Raw genomic sequence first — 18,480 nt, 5'->3', positions numbered from 1 at the left:
GGGTAAAGATGAGCGGAAAAATTAAAGCGACGTTATTTAATCATTTGATTGATGCGGAAAGACAATTGCTAGAGCCTGAGGTGAGACAATCAACTGAGGCTCTTGATGCTTTGCTCGATGATGATTTTATTGAGATTGCTGCAGACGGCACGTCATTTAATAAATTCCAAGTGTTAACCCGTCTACCTACAGAAGTTGTTCCACAGTTTTATAATCAACACTTTAAAGGCCGTATGCTGAGTGATGATATTGCGCAATTAAGCTATCAAGCTGCGTTTAGGCGCTCTGCGCGTGCAGAATTTAATTATTCTGTGCGTATGTCGCTTTGGCGTTTTAATGGCAAGCAATGGCAAATGGTCTTTCATCAAGGCACCCCCTGTGCTGTGTTTACTATTTCTATGGACGATGATTAAGTCGTAAAGAGTCCGCTATGCAAACCGATCCGGCTATAAGTCGTTTATTAGTACTTCGTAGTGCCGCCATTGCAGTGCAATTTATTGCTGTGATTGCGGTTTATTTTCTATTTGAATATCAGATTGCTTTACTGCCTCTACTCACTGTTATTTGTGTTGAAGCCGTTTTTCAACTGTTGAGTATTTTTGCTTATCGAAAAGTAACAAAAGCCAAGCCAACGGCTGTTTTAATGCAACTTACCGCTGATCTCCTGTTTTTAACTATTTTACTCTCGTTAAGTGGCGGTGCAACGAATGCATTTGTCTCGCTATTGTTGTTGCCAATAATGATAGCCGCGGTTTCTGTGAGTGCTAAGGGGCTTGCCTATATCGCAGTGTTAGCAATAGCTGCCTACAGTTTTTTACTGATAAAAATGCCTGAACACACCATGCACCAAATGCAGATGACGCATCATTTTATCGGTATGTGGATAAACTTTGTTATTAGTGCCATTGTTATCGCGTTTGTCATTGGCACATTAAATAGCACGTTAAGATCAAGAGAAGCCACTATTGCTCGAACCCGCGAGCAGCAGTTAAGACATGAGCAACTATTGACACTCGATGGTGCCGCAGCCCAAGTGACGCATCAATTAGCAACCCCTATTGCCAACTTACAGTTGTTATTCGAAGAGCTGCAAGAGCAACAGTCTGATGATCCTATTGTACGAGAAATGGCTAAGCCATTAGCACAATGTAAAGAACAACTTGAGCATTTCAGAGCACTTTCAAATGCCTTAAGAACCGGCGAAACTCAGCAGGTGATTAGCGCCAAAACATTACAAAACACCATTCAAGATGCTATGACACTGCATTTTCCTGAGCAACGCTTACATTGGCTAAATGATGCGCCCAGGTGCTCTATATTAAGTGATGCCATGCTGTTGCCTGCCATTTTAAATTTATTGCAAAATGCAGTCTCGGCGAATAATAATAACCAGCAAAATACTATTGAAGCCGATTGGCAAAGCGATAAGCAACAACTTTCATTGTCTTTACGTGATTTTGGTCAAGGCTTTAGTGAGCAGCAAATGGCATCATTAGGTGGTCAGCTAATGCCAAGTAGCGCAGGTATGGGTATGGCAGTCATGCTATCTAATGCGACCTTAGAGCGCTTAAATGGCTCATTAACACTATGTAATCACCCTAAGCAAGGTGCCATTGCGATGGTTAGTTTAAAAATTGTATGAAACTTTTAATTATCGAAGATGATGTAAACCTTGCTAATACATTGGCAAGGCGTTTTGCAAAACAGGGTTTTGAATGTGAACTTGCTCATAGCAGTGAACATGCATTAGAAAAAGTAGCTGCTTTTAAGGCAAGCCACTTTTTGGTGGATTTAAAACTTGGCGATGATAATGGTCTTACATTAATTAAACCAATCAGAACACAATTTCCAACGGCTCGAATAGTGTTATTAACAGGGTTTGCTAGTATTGCCAGCGCTGTCGAAGCTATTCGTTTAGGTGCAGACGACTACCTACCAAAACCTGTCGATTTTAATTCATTATTAAAAACAATGTTAGGTGACACTGAGATAAGTTCATCACTGAGTGACACTCAGCCGAGTCAGGTTATGTCGCCCGAACGCCTTGAATGGGAGCATATTCAGCATGTGCTACACAGGAACGAGGGGAATATTTCCCAAACAGCTAGGCAATTAAATATGCATAGGCGTACGTTACAGCGAAAATTACAAAAAAAGCCTGTTCAGCAGTAACTCCAAACTGCTCACCTTCCATTTGTCCCATTTTATTTGCTGCTTTGGGGATCCTTAACTACATTCAGAAATAATCACTAGCTGTATGAGTCTTGGTGTATGGATTTTTCAGAGCTTAATTTTTTGGCTATCTTATTTGCTGCACTTGCTTCCTTTTTACTGGGCGCTGTTTGGTATTCTCCATGGTTATTTAAACGTATTTGGATGGAAAGTTGTGGCTTAACCGAGCTGGATTTACAGCAAATTAATCCATTTCGTGTGTTTGGCGGCAGTTTTATTCTATGTTGCGTCATTTCTTTTACCTTAGCTTTGTTTATTGGAAAGCAAATAAGTGTTGGTTTGTCTGTTGGAACAGGTTTTATGGTAGGGCTATGCTGGGTGAGTAGTTCACTTGGCTTGTGCTACATCTTTGAGCAACGGCCATTAAAATTGTTTTTAGTTAACGCTGGTTATTCAATTCTACAATTTTCAGTTATTGGTTTGGTTTTGGGCGTATGGCCTTAGCCATGTTAGCATAGCTCGTCAAATTCAAGTGATGAGAGGTTCATGGCTAAACCCAATAAAAAAGGGCCGATAAAAACGGTCGATATTTTCTGCAGTCAATGTAAAACACAGTTATTCAAATATCGAAAAGGTGGCAAAGGCGCGCTGGTTAAATGTTTTATCGAGCGCATAAGTCAAGACTTTACTTCTAAACAGGGTGTATGTCCGCAATGTGAACGCCCGTTTGCACGCGAAACGATGATTCGGGGGGCGCCCGCATTAAAAATCATTGGTGGCAAGGTGACCCATAAATAGAATTTAAAATACGGACATTTATCCTCGTTTATACATTTTGTTTTGATACCATTACTCGGTTTGCTGTTTCAACGAATGAAATCAACCCTCCCCATGGATTGGGCCAGTTATTTGGGTATAAACAAATTGAATATAATGGACACATAAACGTGATAGCACTTTTATTTGATATTATTGGCATGACAGGTACATTTCTAGTTGTTGGTGCTTTTTTCTTACTGCAACTAAATAAAGCGTCTCCTACAGGGCTTGTTTATAACATGATGAACTTAACAGGCGCGATTTTGCTGTTAATTAGCCTGTGCTACAATTTCAACTTAGCCAGTTTTGTTATTGAGATCTTCTGGATTGCTGCCTCTTTAATCGGGCTGTATAAATACATCAAAAACAAACGCACAGACAGCGCAAAGCAATTTAGCTAGAAAAGTTTAATAATCTCTTTGTGGCTAAGAGATAAAAGCTCATTAATTACGCATTTAAGCTATTGTTAATGAGCTTTTTTGTGTCTTTAACTATAAAAATATTGCAAGCGTGTCTATCTTTTGTATTAATAGTGTAAATGGTGTGTTGCATGTCAGCACGTTGCTTTGATACAGGTCTTACGCAGCAAATGTTTTTAAGATGTTCAGCAATTCTCTCACTTTCTTTGTATTCGGCCGCTTCTACTGCTGAACTGGTGAATATTGAGCAAGATTTATTTAGCCTAAGCTTTGAAGATTTACTCAATGTGCAGGTTGATATCGCTAGTAAAACGAATGAAACCCTTTCTTCAGTTCCCTCAACGATGAGTGTGTTTACTCGAAAACAAATACAGGCTTTAGGGGTCGATAATGCCTATGAGGTGATGAACTTTGTTCCTGGTATGCAATCAACGCGAGGAGACTGGGTTGGTGCGGTACCTAAAGAACATGCACGCGGCGTCTATTTAGATAATGGTAATGTCTTAGTGATGATCAATGGAGAGCGAGTCAATGAATCATCATTTGGTAAAGCATCAGTTTACATGCCATATATTCCTATTGATATTATTGAAAAAATTGAGTTTATAAGAGGTCCAGGCTCGGCCTTGTACGGTAGTAATGCGTTTCTTGGTGTGATGAATATTGTCACAAGTAAAGATCGTAATTCACTCAATCTGCTTGCTGGTAGTAACGGTCGTCTTGGGGTGACTGGGCAGTTCCACAAACAATTTAACGAACAAACATCTGCTTTTTTTTCATTTTCTTATGACAAAAAAGACGGCGAGAAATACTCACAAGGCGTAAGAGACCCTTTAGAAGCTGTTTATTTTGAAGCTGGGCTTGATATCGAGCAACTTGAACTGCGTGCCCGATACAACAAAACAAAACTGGATGAATTTTTAAATCTTGCTGGTTACTCATCTCAAAACCAACACACAAGTGATAATCAGTTTTTAGGTGCCAACTACACATGGTTTGAAAGCGAGAATCTAACCATTGATAGCCATGTATCTTATACCGAACATGCTATTTCGAGTGCAGGCTTAATTGCGGCTTTTACTGATATACCCGATTTTTTACTTGGGCCTAAGTGGCAAACGACAGACACTAAATTTGATACCGAATTAAACTACCAATTTAATAATCAATGGCAGTTAGTAGCGGGTTTAGAATATGCTCAAGCTGAGCAGGTAGAGGCGGGCGTTAGAACCACCTATTATGATAGCGAATCTGAACTAGTCATAGTAGCGCCAGAGTATTATCAACAAGGCATTGTTACTGTATTAGACTTTCCTGAATTTGACTCGTTGAAATATACTTTTGAGACTTACAGTGCCTATGGGCAGGTAAAAATTCCTTACTCTGATACGTTAACGTTTTTTGTTGGAGCACGTTATGACAACGTTAAGAACATTGATAGTAAATTATCACCGCGCTTAGCAGGTATACTTGTTATTAATCCTCAACATACATTAAAAGTTCAATATGGCGAATCGTTCAGGACACCTGTCACTAATGAGTTATTTTCAAACGACAATGTAACCATTGGCAACCCTTCACTCAGCTCTGAACAAATAAAAACGACAGAGCTTGTTTGGCATTATGAAACTGACAAATTACAAACGAATACAGTTTTGTTCTACAACGAATTAAATGACTTTGTAAACGTAGAACCCTACCAAGGAAATGAGGCTTTCTTTACCTTTGCTAACTCATTTAATACGCAAAATAGTGGTGTTGAGCTAGATGGCGTATGGCAAATTGATGAAAACCTGCGCTTGTCTGGAACTTACACGCAGTACTTCCATGATCCAATTAACCCTAGCTTTAAGCGATTTGCTAGTTTAATTACCAGCTACAATCTTTTTGATAACTGGCAATTCAATTTAAATGTAATTTGGCGTGATACAGTAGAGGTAACTGCTGAAAATGGCGATTACTTTAAACAATCTGCATATAGTTTACTGGGTGGAAGTATCAAATGGCAGTTAACGGATAAAAGCCATTTAGCCTTAAAAGCTGAGAATTTATTTGGCAAACGCTATGATGTTTTTGATCCTCGCGTTGCCAGTGGTGCTGTCGCTGGAACAACCGAAGAATTATCGTTACACTACCAAGTCAAATTCTAGTAGTGTTATGACTTAAGGTCACAATGTCATCGTTAAGTAAAAAGTTAGTGGGCGCGATAGCGCTGTTGGTGTGCTTATTAGTACTTGTTTTTTACTTTGGTAGACAACACGATTTTGATAAAGCCAAGCAGCAAAGTGCTGTTCAAGCGTCGCAATTGAGCCATTACTTTTCAAGTGAATTGGCTCGCTTTGCAACGATCCCCTCTCTTGTTAGTGCAAATAACTTAGTTAAATCGTTCGTTTCGAATAAAAAAGTTGGCGAGCAAGCCGTTAATTATTATTTAGAAGATATTCAAAGAGCCAGCGGAGCATCGGATGTTTACTTAATGGACTTAACAGGCTCGGTCATCGCAAGTAGTAATTGGCAAGTTGACTATACCTTTTTAGGAAGTAACTTTGCGTTTAGGCCGTACTTTTATTTAGCTAAAAACAAACAAAAAGTAGCCTACTTCGCCCTTGGAATGCGTTCTAGTGAACGAGGCTTTTATTTTTCGGAACCTGTGATTGAAGATGGCAAAGTAATTGCCGTTGTCAGTTTAAAAGTCAATGCAAAAAAGTTTGAACAAGATCGCCAACTACTAAATACATCTCAAAGCACACATTTTTATATTTCGTTGCCCGATAGTGTCATCGTGATGTCTGATGTAGCAAGTTGGCGTTTGACTTCGTTGAATAAGTTAAGTGAACAAGAGATGGTGAATCTCATTGATTCAAGGCGGTATTTATCGCACATCCCAGAAAGATTAGCTTATTCAGGGCAAGCACTTAGTGAAAATGTTGCATTACAGCGAATTATGCTCAACGATAAACGCGCAAGCTTTGTTGCCGCATCCCAAAATATCGATATTATTCAAGCGAGAGCGACTGTGCTGGTTGATATAAGTCATTTATCTGCTGCACAAATCCCCAGACTTTTATGGTTTTGTTTATTTTATGTTGTTGTTGCGGCGTTAATTCACATGTCAATGGTGAGGTTTGCTGGCTATAAAAAGTTACTTTTTTCTCGTCATAGCCTGGAACAAGAAGTCATCGAACGCACACAAGCATTAGAGAAGGCACAAAAGGCGCTTATTCAAACAGCTAAGCTTGCGACAATAGGGCAGTTAAGTGCAGGTATAAACCATGAAATAAACCAACCACTTAGCGCGATGAATACTTATTTGGTGAGTGCCAAACGCCTGCTTATAAAAGGCGATATAGCGCGGGCAAGTGAAAATCTCGTTTTAGTTCAGTCATTAATTGAACGCGTTCATAAAATTGTTGCACAACTTAAGCACTTTAGTAAGCCATCACAGACTCAGTTACGCCAACATAGCCTCGCCCAGATGTTAAAAAATGCCTTGATGATCGCAAGCGCGCAACTTAAGCAAGATGCCGTTACTATTAAAAGCGCATCTATCGATGAGCATATAAGCGTGTGGGTCGATAGCGTTAAGTTTGAACAAGTTTTGGTGAATGTAATAACCAATGCCAGCCAAGCTATGTCTGAGTGTGAACAGCGAGAGTTAAGTTTCGAATTAGAGTTATTTGATAATCGTGTGAAATTATCGATATTAGATACGGGGCCTGGTATTGATCAGCACGCCTTAGGAAATATTTTTGAGCCATTTTACAGCACTAAGACCAGTAATGGTTTAGGGTTGGGTTTATCAATTTCACGGCAAATAATAGACTCATTCAATGGCCGCTTAAGTGCCCATAACCGGCCTGCTGGTGGTGCTCAATTTATTATTACATTGCAAACGAATAAGGAAACACAATGAGCTTAGTTACGGGGGCTTGTAAGCAAGTCATTGTTATTGATGATGAGGCCATGATCCGAGATTCATTGAAGCAACTACTGGAAATTGAAGGCTATCAAGTGCAATGTTTTAATGAACCTGTGAGTGCTTTAACAAAGTTAAGCCGCCGCTTTGAGGGAGTTGTTTTAAGTGACATTAATATGCCGAAAATGGACGGCTTGGCTTTTCTTGAGCAAGTAAAAGCATTTGATAGCGAATTACCTGTTATCTTTTTAACGGGGTTTGCTGATGTCTCTGTTGCTGTAAAAGCAATGCAACTTGGCGCCTATGATTTATTTGAAAAGCCACTCACAGAGCAACTGCTTGACTGCCTTGCTCGTGCTTGTGAAAAGCGTGCTTTAGTAATGGAAAATCGCGCATTAAAACTCGCAGTCGAAAAAACCTCTGCCCCGGGTGTGCGTATTTTAGGCGAAACCGAACAAATGCAGCAAATGATGTATTTACTCAATGCCGTGATAGATACGCCCGCAGATGTATTAATTGAGGGAGAGACAGGTACCGGTAAAGAGCTTGTGGCTCGTTACCTACATGATCAAAGTAATCGTTCTAGTGCCAATTTTGTTGCTATTAACTGCGGCGCTATTCCAGAGCAATTAATCGAGAGTGAATTATTTGGTGCAGCCAGTGGTGCATACACAGGAGCGACTCAGTCGCGCCAAGGTAAGTTTGAATTTGCCAAAGGTGGGACCGTTTTTCTAGATGAGATTGAATCAACACCGGCAAGCTTACAAGTAAAGTTACTTCGTGTTCTTGAAGAAAGGAGAGTAACTCCAGTGGGGGATAACCATGCAATTGATCTTGATGTGCGTATTGTTGCAGCGACCAAAGTTGATTTGCTAAAACTGGTTGAAACGGGCGAATTCAGAGCCGATTTATACTATCGGTTAAATTTAGTTAAAGTCAGTATTCCTGCTCTTCGAGATAGAAAGGCCGATATTCCATTATTATTTAAGCACTTTAGCTCGATTGCTGCGACACGCTTTCATAAGCCGCCCGCACCACTTAGCACCGAGGCTAAGCAGCGGCTGCTCGCCTATGATTGGCCTGGGAATGTTCGAGAACTCAGAAACCAAGCTGAACGTGCTGTGTTGCTCGGCTCTGATTTAGCATTTGCCTCTTATAACCAAAGCAATAATGACAATGAACTTGCTCAGGATTTAAGCTTAGCGGAAAAAGTCAGTTTTTATGAGCAATCATTAATTGAAGATGCGCTAGAGCGAAATAATGCGAGTATCAAAAATACCATGGCCACCTTGCAGATTGCACGCAAAACTCTTTATGACAAGATGGCAAAATATGGAATCAACCGCGAAATGTTTAAAGACTAGTGCGGGTTTGGTGACAACTAAGCGTTTTAATTGTGTGGAAAACCGCACATTTTTCGCCATCTAAATTGATTAAATAGTGACATGGCACTGTTATTAAAGGTATTTAATTTAACATTCTGAGTTGGCAACCAATTTGCCTCTGTAGTTAGGAACAGCAATTTGAACCTAATAACAGGGGGCACATAATGACAACAATATTAACTCAAACAAAAACATACCTAGCGGCGAGTGTGGCTATCGCCTGTTTTGCCAACTCAGCATTTGCTGCTGATTATGCAATATATGGTAAAGCAGAAGTCCAAATCGCAAACACAGATACAGGTGTTATGCGCTATGTCGATGAAGGTACTCAAATTGAAGCACCGTTTTCTCGAATTGGCATTAAAGGTAGTCATAAACTAACCGAGTCTTTAAAAGCCGTTTTCAAATATGAAGTGCAAGTAAAAGGCTTTGAGCATGATGATACTGACGAACCGTTTTCAGCTCGCAACACCTACTTAGGCCTTGCTGGCGATTTTGGTGAAGTGGTTGTTGGTCGTAATGATACCCGTTTTAAATACTCAGAAGGTAAGATTGACGGCTTTAACGAAACCCAAGCAGATATTGCGCAGCTTATTCCAGGCCAAGATCGTATTGGTGACACGATTACATACAGTTCTAAAGCCTATGGTGGTGCATCTTTAGCACTTACTTATGCGCCTAAAGATGATAGCAGTAATGATGAGGCTGGTTTTGCTGCAACTATTATTTATGGTGACCGTGCATTAAAATCAAAAACATACTATGTTGCCATAAGCCATGTTGATGCGTTAAATAAATTAACAGCAAGTCGTGTTGTTGCAACTTGGAAGTATGACAATTTGCAACTGGGTGGTTTATTTCAACGCAGTGAATCTACCGACGGCATAAAAGAAGGGAATGGTTATGCACTCAGTGCTAGTTACACGATTGATAAGTGGGTACCAAAGCTTCAATACGTGAAAGATGACTCTAAAATCCGTCATGCAGAAGAGGGCAAGCAATGGACAGCGGGACTTGACTACGTATTTGATAAACAAACTACGGCTTACTTATTTTACACTGATTTAGATCTTGAACTTGAATCAGACAACAGTATTGCGCTTGGTCTTAAATACAAGTTCTAGGAGTTAGTATGTCATTAGTTAATCAAACAAAAGATGGTACACAGCCACGTCCATTAATGAGCACAGTTATGTTATTACTAGGCCCATTAGTGATGCTGTTAACGTGTTTTATTGAGCCACCTGCTGGTATGAGTGTGCCAGCTTTAAGAACGGCAGGCCTTGCTTTTTGGATGGCTTCTTGGTGGGTGAGTGAGGTTGTGCCAATTCCTGCAACATCTTTATTGCCTCTTGTTATATCCCCTCTTGCTGACATTGCAGCAATCAAAGGCGTCGCAGCACCTTATGCACACCCTTTGATCTTTTTATTCTTAGGCGGCTTTTTGATCTCAATCGCGATGGAGCGTTGGGGTCTACATAAGCGTATTGCACTCAATACCATGCTTCGTGCGGGGACAAAGCCAAGCCTACAAATTTTAGCCATGATGTTGGTAACGGCATTCTTGTCAATGTGGATGTCTAATACAGCAACAGCAGTGATGATGTTACCAATTGCGATGTCGATTACTATGTTGGTTAAGCAGTCAAACCCAGAAAATGACCAATTTGGTAAAGCATTATTATTATCAATCGCTTATGGTGCAAGTATTGGGGGTATTGCAACACTTATTGGTACTCCTCCAAATGCATTAATGGCCGCCTATTTATCAGACAGCTACAAGATAGATATTGGCTTTGCTGAATGGATGAAAGTCGGTGTACCACTTGCGACCGTTATGCTTATTTTATGCTGGGTGTGGTTGACTAAATTTGCTTATAAAGTAGATACACAATGTGCAAAAACGGCCAGTAAAGACACTAAATCACTCTTTTTGTCTCAGCTTCAAGAGCTGGGAGCAATGCAGCGTGCAGAGAAGGGTGTTGCCCTAGTATTTGCTTTAGCAGCTATTTGCTGGATCTTCAGACCTTTGATCGCTGACTACTCAGGGTTGAATGTATCAGATACTGGGATTGCTATTGCTGCTGCGCTGCTGTTATTTGTACTGCCTGCTAATAAAGGCGATGGTGAGCGTATCCTTGATTGGGAAAGTGCAGCGAAAGTACCGTGGGGTGTGTTATTACTGTTCGGTGGTGGTTTAACATTGGCAGCACAAATAAAGTCATCAGGCTTAGCTGAATACATAGCGCATATGATTGAAGGTGCCAGTGCTATACCTCTGGTACTGAGCGTATTAGCCGTAACCGCGTTAATTACTTTCTTAACAGAGATTACCAGTAACACAGCGACAGCGGCAGGCTTCTTGCCACTGTTAGGGCCGGTTGCTGAATCAGTATTTGGTACCCCACTTGTTTGGGTTATTCCAGCGGCAATTGCGTGTAGTTGTGCATTTATGATGCCTGTAGCAACACCACCAAATGCCATTGTGTTTGGTTCTGGGCAAATTCAAATGCGTGACATGATCCGCTCTGGTTTTGCACTGAATATTATCGCCATTGCGATGATCACTATAGTGACAATGACCCTGGTAGCTGCTGTTTTCGGCTTCTGAACAGTCAGCGTTTAAACCAACCATCCAACCAATAAACAGCACCCAACTGGGTGCTGTTTTTCAATGTGTAATATTGCCCACAGAATTATAGAAGGTTATAGTCTGAACTTAATCTTTTAAGGGGTTCAATTTTGACGAATACTCAAATGGGTTTGATTAATCAATTCGAGCAGCTGAATAACGCTTTTTTATCTCAACCTTTCCTGCCAATACAGACACGTATCAACCTCTTAAAAACGATTAAAAAGAGGTTGATTGAGAATGAGCAACAGCTTGTTGCTGCTGCGAGTAAAGACTTTGGCTATCGAACAAGTTTTGATACTGTACTCGGAGATTTGCTACCAACAGTCAAAGCGATTTCTGATACCATAAAACGTTTACCCAAGTGGACGCGTAACGAATCTCGTTCTGTTGGGATCAGCTTATGGCCTTCACATGCCCACATCCAATATCAACCTAAAGGGGTTGTGGGTGTTATTGCGCCTTGGAATTACCCTATTCAATTATCCCTTGTGCCTGTTATTAGCGCTTTAGCCGCTGGTAATCGGGTTATGCTAAAACTCAGCGAGTTTACCCCCCATACAAATGCACAGTTAACAGAAATATTTAAAGATGAGCTTGCAAACCATTGTGTTGTAATCGAAGGGGGCCCTGATATTGCCGCCGCATTTAGTGACATACCGTTTGCACATCTGTTGTTCACGGGTTCAACCTCGGTTGGTCGTAAAGTGATGCAATCCGCAAGTCAGCACTTAACCCCTGTGACCCTTGAATTAGGAGGTAAATCTCCCGTTGTTGTGCTTGATGATGTGAATATTAAAGCCGTTGCTCGCACATTATTATTTGGCAAACTTAATAATGCAGGTCAAATATGTGTTGCGCCTGATTATGTATTTGTTCCAAAAAACCTAGAGCACCAACTTATTCAGCAGCTTTGTGAACTTTATAAACAGCATTACCAGCAAGGTGTTGAAGGAAAAAATCTTAGCTCAATAATCTCCGATGCACATTTTGCTCGTTTATCTAGCTATGTAGAAGATGCACAGGCAAAGGGCGCGCAATTGTTTACAGCTCTCGAAGAGAATACGGCTGATGAGCTTAAGCATCGTATGGGTTTGCATATCCTCACTCAAGTAAGTGATGATATGAAAGTAATGCAAGAGGAGATTTTCGGACCGATATTACCAATTATGAGCTATGACTCACTCAGCCAAGTAGTCACTTATATTAATAGTCGTCCGCATCCACTGGCTTTGTATATTTTTGGTCATGATTCGACAGTCATTTCTGATCTTAGTGCGGCAATACGAAGTGGTACACTTGCGATTAATGATGTTTTGATGCAGGTAACAGCGGATCAACTACCGTTTGGCGGTATTGGTGAGTCTGGAATGGGGCATTATCATGGTATAGAAGGGTTTAAGACCTTTAGCCATGCTCGCAATACACTGGTGTCAGGAAAGTTTAATCCGCGCACATCAATGCTGCTAAAACAGAATAAATTATTAATAAAGCTATTAAAATGGATGTACTTGCGCCAGTAGGCGCAAGTACCAGAGATTACAGACGTCCATCAGGCGCATAGAGACCTGCTTGAATTTTAGCGTAAATGGCATCAGCCTTTTCTTTTGCTGCTTCAACCTCTGCTGGCATCATGTTTCGCTCGTCTAGTTTACGGCTATGACTTGCATCCATATTGCCGTTGTATTCAGCAATTGTATTCCAAATATATGATTTTTCGAGATTCTTAGGAACGCCTAAGCCATCATAATACATCAGTGCCATATTAAACTGCGCCAAGGAAAAGTTGTTCGCAGCTGCTTTTTGATACCAACTCATGGCAGTACGGTAGTCTTGTAATACACCTTCGCCATTCGCGTACATCACACCTAAATTGTACTGTGCTGCAGGGTGATTTTTTTGCGCCGCCATTTCAAAAAGTGAAATTGCTTTTTCTTTATCTAGCTTCACGCCTTTGCCTTCTTGGTAGAGTACGCCAAGAGCAAACATAGAGTCAGCATGAATTTTCTTAACTGCCTTTTGATAAAGCTCTGCTGCTTTATGGTAGTCACGTTTTACACCAAAACCACCTTCGTATAATTTACCAAGTTCATACATGGCAGGGGCATAACCTCTATCAGCCATATAATTATACGTCTGTAGAGCTTCTTCAAATCGTCCCTCGTTAGCGGCTAGTTGGGCGTCTTCGAAACTAGCACTTGCTGCTAAAGGTGAAATAATTAGTGCACTACAAAGTATGAGTGATTTTAAATTAGGCTTGAACATAGTCGGCCTCCAAATGTGTGTTTAAATATCAACTTTTATTGATAATTGCATTGCCATTGTAGCAAAGGGCGAAACATCACTTTTAGTTTAGACCCAACCACTTCAATTGCCCAATTTAGCAGCAATGGCATGCTTTAAAAATTTTAAGTAGGCCTAAGATACAGATTTTACAGAAAAATTAAAGAAATAAAAAAAGCCCTTAGCGGGCTTTTTCGTGTCATATCTACCGTCACCGATATGAGCAATGTAGCAAGTAAAGTGTAACGTTTTATGTCGATGCTTGGGTCGAGGAAGCAACTTACAATCAAGAGTTACATCTTGAACAAACTTGGCGAAGCAATATCAATCTTTTATAAGCATTGATTTTGCTGTGAGAATTTTGAAGTGAACCAAGTTGTTGATAACGATTATTACTTAGGTTCTCGCATTCGTCAATAGTTAAATGATAATTAATTTCATTTAAGTTGGCCAAATAATATTTACACAGTCTATTAACTTGCTAAAGTATTCATTAGGAACAAGGTTTAGAAAAAGAACAATGAACAATTTATTAAAATATTTCGTCATTTTATGCTTAGTTTTTGCCACGGTAGGATGCTCTGCCAGTTTTACTTATAACAATCTGGGTTGGTTATCAGGCTTTTGGATTGATGATTATGTTGATCTAAATTCTCAGCAGTCAGACAAATTTAAGCAAATAGTTAAAACCAGCAGAGATTGGCACAGGGAAACACAGTTACCTTTATACAAGAAAGATTTAGAGAGTCTAAAATCGATGCTTGATGTTGATGTTAATCAACAACAGTTAAAACAACACTTCTTGCAAGCTAAACAACATTGGCAAACGTTAGTTGAAAAGCTTGAACCTGATCTGATCAATTTAGCAAACTCGTTGTCGATAGAACAGCGCACTGAATTTGTTGCTGCTATCCAAGCCTCAATTGACGATGAGTATGAGGAATATAAAAAGAAAACACTTGCAGAGCATAAAAAAGAACGCTTAGAAGAGAACCTTGAAAATTATAAAGAATGGCTCGGAAAACTCTCTAATGAGCAAAAAAAGTTAATTGAAACAGCAGCTAACGATCGAATTGAAACCTCTTTACTTTGGCTGGAATATAAGCAAACACGTTTGGATGCACTAAAACAACTCTTTACAGCAGAGAGTAAACGAGAAGATTTTGACCTAGCCCTAGCGGTGATAATTAATAATCGCAGTTTGTATATGAGCGAAGCGCTAATTAAAGCTGATGATGAGAACCTTGATAACTATGTGGAGCTGCTCGTCGCGTTACAAGGAACGCTCACACAGAAGCAGCGACGTAACATTCATGACGAGTTTGATGAATTAATCGAACAAGTGAGTGATCTAATTGATGACTAAATAGGTTAATTCAAGGGCTTATCTGCTGATTTAAAAGTAAGCTACTAATTGAATCAGTATGCTAGATTCATAGAACTTTTCAGAATCGTGTTTTTACAAAGTACTTAAATTGTGTACATTATTGCATTAAATAAAAATGTTCCGAAAATACTGGTTTCGCGTTAAAATTAGTCAATAACAAAGTTAATGAGATTAATAATGGATATTGGCGCACTGCGTGGCACCGAAGCTTTACGAAATAACGTTCTTAAATGGATGGGATTTTGTTTGGGGATCCTTGCAAGTATTTTTGCTTTTTTTAATCTTTTTATAAACGAGTTTTACCTACTCGGTATTTTAGAAGTTGGTTTTGCGGCTTTTTGTTTTTATATCTATTTGTACACACGTAAGCGCACTGGTCATTTGTGGCAATCGCTTACCTTATCTATTTTCCTAACTGTCTTAGTTACATTAGGTACTTATTTTAGTAATATCAAAAGCTTGTTGTTCATTTGGACGTGCTCGTTACCAATTTTGTTTTACCTATTGCTAGGTAAACAATATGGCGTTGTTTTTTCGCTTATAGTGGCAGTTGTTCAAGCATTAATTCTCGGTACTAAGCAGAGCTTAGAGCCTTTGAATACGGTTAACTTTCTACTTAATTTTTCGTTTACCTATATTAGTATCTGGGCAGTGTCTCATACCTTTGAAAATAGTCGGGCAGAGTACGGAAAACGGCTTGAAAATTTAGCACTTTTAGACCCACTTACAGGGGCTGGTAACCGTTTAGCAATGACTCACTACTTTGAAGTGGATTTGGCTGATAAACCTGGCACATATGTATTAATGATCGACATTGATTATTTTAAAAAAATAAACGATCAGTTTGGTCATGGAGTCGGTGACCGCGTATTAATTAATGTAACGGCTTTTTTTGCTGAGCGAATCAATAAAAACGTTATTTTCCGCATCGGCGGAGAAGAGTTTGCTATATTCCTTTCCCATAGTGATCCGCAAAGCGCCTATGAGTTTGCGGACATGCTTAGAGAGAATTTATCAAAGACTATTCACACTATTGATGAACAAGCGATAAACTTAACAATCAGTATTGGCGTTGCTTGTTATATGCCAAACCAAACGCTTAAAAATCTCATAAAACGTGCAGACGATGCGCTTTATCAAGCAAAAAAACAGGGGCGAAACAGGGTAGTAACAGCCTATGAGTTAAATCAACAAGCGCTTAAGTGTGATAAAGCGAGTTAAGATACTACGCACTACCTTTGTACATGCTATCAAACTCTGGAATATTCGCTTCCCATATAGGGATATCTTTACCGATGAATTCACGCATCGCATCAAAGAATAGCCGCGTTCTTACAGGTAAATCTCTGTGCGGATAAACCGCGTATACTGCGCTGTAATCGAGTAATTCCATATCGGTTAAAATAGGCACTAAATCACCACGTTTTACTTCATCATCAAGAATAAACGCTGGTGCAAGAACATAAGCATTACCTGAGATGGCTTTCATAAGAAGTACTTCGGCATCGTTAGCACGAAAAACACTTTTAATGTTTTGCTCAACAACATCGCCTTTGGCATCGCGATAGCGAATCCCGCTAATACGTTTACTTGGGCTCGAATAACTGGCAGCAGGCAGGTCTTTTAAATCTTCAACATGTTTTGGCATGCCGTAGGTTTCAATAAATTCCGGTGAGGCCAGTAGTAACATACGGTTGCGGGCAATTTTACGAGCTATAAATGACGAGTCTTTTGGCTCGCCAACACGAAAAGCCAAATCGTAGCCTTCTGACACTAAATCAATCAGTCTGTCGTCTAAACGAAGCTCTACTTCAACTTGCGGAAAGCGTTTTTGAAAGTCGTTAATTACTGGCTGAATATACCGTTTACCAATAATACTTGATGAGGTAATTTTTAATGTACCACGGGGTTCTTGGTGATAATTCTCAGCTAGTCTGACGGTATCTGATAACAAATCTCTGAGTTCGGCTGCTTTTTTTACCATTTCAGCACCCGCGGCAGTCAATGAAAACGAGCGCGTGGTACGATTGAGTAAGCGCACCCCTAATTCATCTTCAAGGCGGCTAATTTGTTTTGATATGACCGAGCGGTCTATATTCCTAGACTCTGCTGCTTTAGCAAATGAGCCTCGTTCAATCACTTCAAGCAACATTAATAAGCGGCTGGTGGTATCCATAGCAGTTCCTTAAACTTTATTGGTGCCATTCTGGCATTAATGAATTTAAAAATCTATCGTTTTTATCCGCTAATTAGTTCCGTAACATTGTCTCCAATCTATTAACAGGAGAGTCGTGATGAACAAATCTATTCTTGCAGTGGCGGTGACCATTGCGAGCTTAACGCTTGCAGGGTGTGGTACAGAAGCCAACCAAGCAGCGCAGCAACAACATTTACAACCCATTGACGTAGCAAAAGTACTTGTTAAACCAGTGCAAAATTGGCACACCTATACAACGCGGTTAGAAGCGCCACACGAAGTTGCACTTATGCCGCGTGTTTCGGGTGTTATTGATAAAATTAATTTTAAAGAAGGCGACAGCGTGAAAGAGGGTGATTTGCTTTTCACTCTTGATGCACGTCCTTTTGCTGCAGTGGTTGATAGCCTAAAAGCACAAATCGAAAGTGCTAAGGCAGCACTTGAGCAAGCTAAAAGTGAAGCCAAACGCGCGGAGCGCTTAACAGAGCGTAAAGCGATTTCAACTGAGCAAGCTGAATCTCGTAAATCAACGCTTAGACAACGCGAAGCGCAGTTGCTAGCACTACAGGCTGAGCTTACTTCGGCAGAGCTTGATTTAGAGTTTACCCAAGTGCGTTCACCCATTGATGGCGTTGTATCGCGTGCGAATATCACCAAAGGTAACAACGTGCTAGCTGGTCAAAGTGTGTTAACAAGCATTGTGTCAAACCAGCAAATGTATGCTTATTTTGATATTGATGAACGTACGTGGAATCAGTCATTTGCTGATGTGACAGCGCAAGGTGAACAAGCAGTTGTGATGCAAAAAGTGGGTGAAACCAGCTTTAACTTCAATGGCAGAATCAACTTCATTGATAACCAAATCAACCAAACTACCGGTACTCTTCGTGTACGTGCTGTGTTCGAAAACGATGAACAACAACTGCGTGCGGGTTCATTCGCTCGCATTAAGCTTGCAGCAGATAAAGTCAGTGAAAAAGTCATCGTGCCTGAACGCGCTATAGGAACAGACTTAAAGAACCGCTTTGTACTCACTGTGGGTGAGGGCAATGTTCTTGAATACAAATTAGTGACAGTAGGTGAGCGTTACGGCAGCTTACGAGCAATTACATCGGGTCTAAACGAAAGCGATGTGATTGCTGTGAATGGTCCTGCGCGTGTTGGCCCTGGTATGCCAATTTCACCAAACACAGTAATCATTAATAGCGATGGTATTGCGTTCACTCTTTCAAATAATCATTCAGATTTGGTTGCAAAACAGTAGGGCAAA

At 40.2% G+C, this 18,480-nt stretch carries 17 protein-coding genes; 15 read left to right on the top strand and 2 right to left on the bottom strand.

Annotated features, from left to right (window positions below):
• Nucleotides 1–8 precede the first annotated feature (8 nt).
• From NYF15_RS02755 to NYF15_RS02700, 12 genes are all read left to right on the top strand, one after another.
• The gene (locus NYF15_RS02755; RefSeq protein ID WP_062567970.1) at nt 9–413 is read left to right on the top strand and encodes a DUF4440 domain-containing protein; all 405 of its coding nucleotides are present in this window, start codon (nt 9–11) and stop codon (nt 411–413) included.
• Between the two features lie 17 nt (nt 414–430).
• A complete protein-coding gene (locus tag NYF15_RS02750; protein WP_371352712.1) occupies nt 431–1,642 on the top strand; it encodes an ATP-binding protein in 1,212 nt (403 codons plus the stop codon).
• Nucleotides 1,639–2,172 carry a response regulator transcription factor gene (locus NYF15_RS02745; protein ID WP_371352711.1) on the top strand — a complete coding sequence of 178 codons (534 nt, stop codon included), beginning with the start codon at nt 1,639–1,641 and terminating at the stop codon, nt 2,170–2,172. The genes NYF15_RS02750 and NYF15_RS02745 overlap by 4 nt, the downstream gene beginning before the upstream one ends.
• A gap of 99 nt (nt 2,173–2,271) precedes the next feature.
• A complete protein-coding gene (locus NYF15_RS02740) occupies nt 2,272–2,676 on the top strand; it encodes a DUF1761 domain-containing protein (protein WP_130152145.1) in 405 nt (134 codons plus the stop codon).
• Between the two features lie 42 nt (nt 2,677–2,718).
• Complete coding sequence (locus NYF15_RS02735) at nt 2,719–2,970, top strand: hypothetical protein (protein ID WP_371352710.1); 252 nt, start codon at nt 2,719–2,721, stop codon at nt 2,968–2,970.
• A gap of 149 nt (nt 2,971–3,119) precedes the next feature.
• Entirely contained in the window at nt 3,120–3,392 is a 273-nt protein-coding gene (locus NYF15_RS02730) for a hypothetical protein (RefSeq protein WP_062567966.1), read from the top strand.
• A gap of 149 nt (nt 3,393–3,541) precedes the next feature.
• Nucleotides 3,542–5,560: a TonB-dependent receptor plug domain-containing protein gene (locus tag NYF15_RS02725; RefSeq protein WP_371352709.1), complete on the top strand. Its 2,019-nt coding sequence runs from the start codon at nt 3,542–3,544 to the stop codon at nt 5,558–5,560.
• Nucleotides 5,561–5,583: 23 nt separating this feature from the next.
• On the top strand, nt 5,584–7,323 hold the full coding sequence (locus NYF15_RS02720) for an ATP-binding protein (RefSeq protein ID WP_371352708.1): 1,740 nt from the start codon (nt 5,584–5,586) through the stop codon (nt 7,321–7,323).
• The gene (locus NYF15_RS02715; protein WP_371352707.1) at nt 7,320–8,690 is read left to right on the top strand and encodes a sigma-54-dependent transcriptional regulator; all 1,371 of its coding nucleotides are present in this window, start codon (nt 7,320–7,322) and stop codon (nt 8,688–8,690) included. The genes NYF15_RS02720 and NYF15_RS02715 overlap by 4 nt, the downstream gene beginning before the upstream one ends.
• A 185-nt stretch (nt 8,691–8,875) precedes the next feature.
• A complete protein-coding gene (locus NYF15_RS02710; protein WP_371352706.1) occupies nt 8,876–9,835 on the top strand; it encodes a porin in 960 nt (319 codons plus the stop codon).
• Nucleotides 9,836–9,891: 56 nt separating this feature from the next.
• Nucleotides 9,892–11,322 (top strand): SLC13 family permease, encoded by a 1,431-nt coding sequence (locus NYF15_RS02705; RefSeq protein WP_371352967.1) that lies wholly within the window; start codon nt 9,892–9,894, stop codon nt 11,320–11,322.
• Nucleotides 11,323–11,468: 146 nt separating this feature from the next.
• A complete protein-coding gene (locus NYF15_RS02700; protein WP_371352966.1) occupies nt 11,469–12,866 on the top strand; it encodes a coniferyl aldehyde dehydrogenase in 1,398 nt (465 codons plus the stop codon).
• A gap of 16 nt (nt 12,867–12,882) precedes the next feature.
• On the opposite strand, the gene NYF15_RS02695 is transcribed toward NYF15_RS02700, so the two are convergent.
• Nucleotides 12,883–13,608 (bottom strand): tetratricopeptide repeat protein, encoded by a 726-nt coding sequence (locus tag NYF15_RS02695; protein ID WP_130152139.1) that lies wholly within the window; start codon nt 13,606–13,608, stop codon nt 12,883–12,885.
• Nucleotides 13,609–14,146: 538 nt separating this feature from the next.
• On the opposite strand from NYF15_RS02695, the gene NYF15_RS02690 reads away from it, so the two are divergent.
• Both NYF15_RS02690 and NYF15_RS02685 read left to right on the top strand, forming a co-directional pair.
• Nucleotides 14,147–14,992: a DUF6279 family lipoprotein gene (locus NYF15_RS02690; RefSeq protein ID WP_371352705.1), complete on the top strand. Its 846-nt coding sequence runs from the start codon at nt 14,147–14,149 to the stop codon at nt 14,990–14,992.
• 186 nt (nt 14,993–15,178) lie between these two features.
• Nucleotides 15,179–16,234, top strand: coding sequence for a diguanylate cyclase (locus NYF15_RS02685; protein ID WP_371352704.1), 1,056 nt, complete (start codon nt 15,179–15,181; stop codon nt 16,232–16,234).
• A 4-nt stretch (nt 16,235–16,238) separates the two neighbouring features.
• Here the strand turns inward: NYF15_RS02685 and NYF15_RS02680 are convergent, their stop codons facing one another.
• Nucleotides 16,239–17,189 (bottom strand): LysR family transcriptional regulator, encoded by a 951-nt coding sequence (locus tag NYF15_RS02680; RefSeq protein ID WP_130152137.1) that lies wholly within the window; start codon nt 17,187–17,189, stop codon nt 16,239–16,241.
• A gap of 118 nt (nt 17,190–17,307) precedes the next feature.
• Between NYF15_RS02680 and NYF15_RS02675 the strand changes: the two genes are divergently transcribed.
• Nucleotides 17,308–18,474 carry an efflux RND transporter periplasmic adaptor subunit gene (locus NYF15_RS02675; RefSeq protein WP_371352703.1) on the top strand — a complete coding sequence of 389 codons (1,167 nt, stop codon included), beginning with the start codon at nt 17,308–17,310 and terminating at the stop codon, nt 18,472–18,474.
• The last annotated feature ends 6 nt before the right edge of the window (nt 18,475–18,480 follow it).

Origin of the sequence: Pseudoalteromonas sp. 68 DY56-GL68 (assembly GCF_041414825.1) — a bacterium.
GTDB lineage: Bacteria > Pseudomonadota > Gammaproteobacteria > Enterobacterales > Alteromonadaceae > Pseudoalteromonas.
This window is presented reverse-complemented; position numbering and strand designations above follow the sequence as displayed.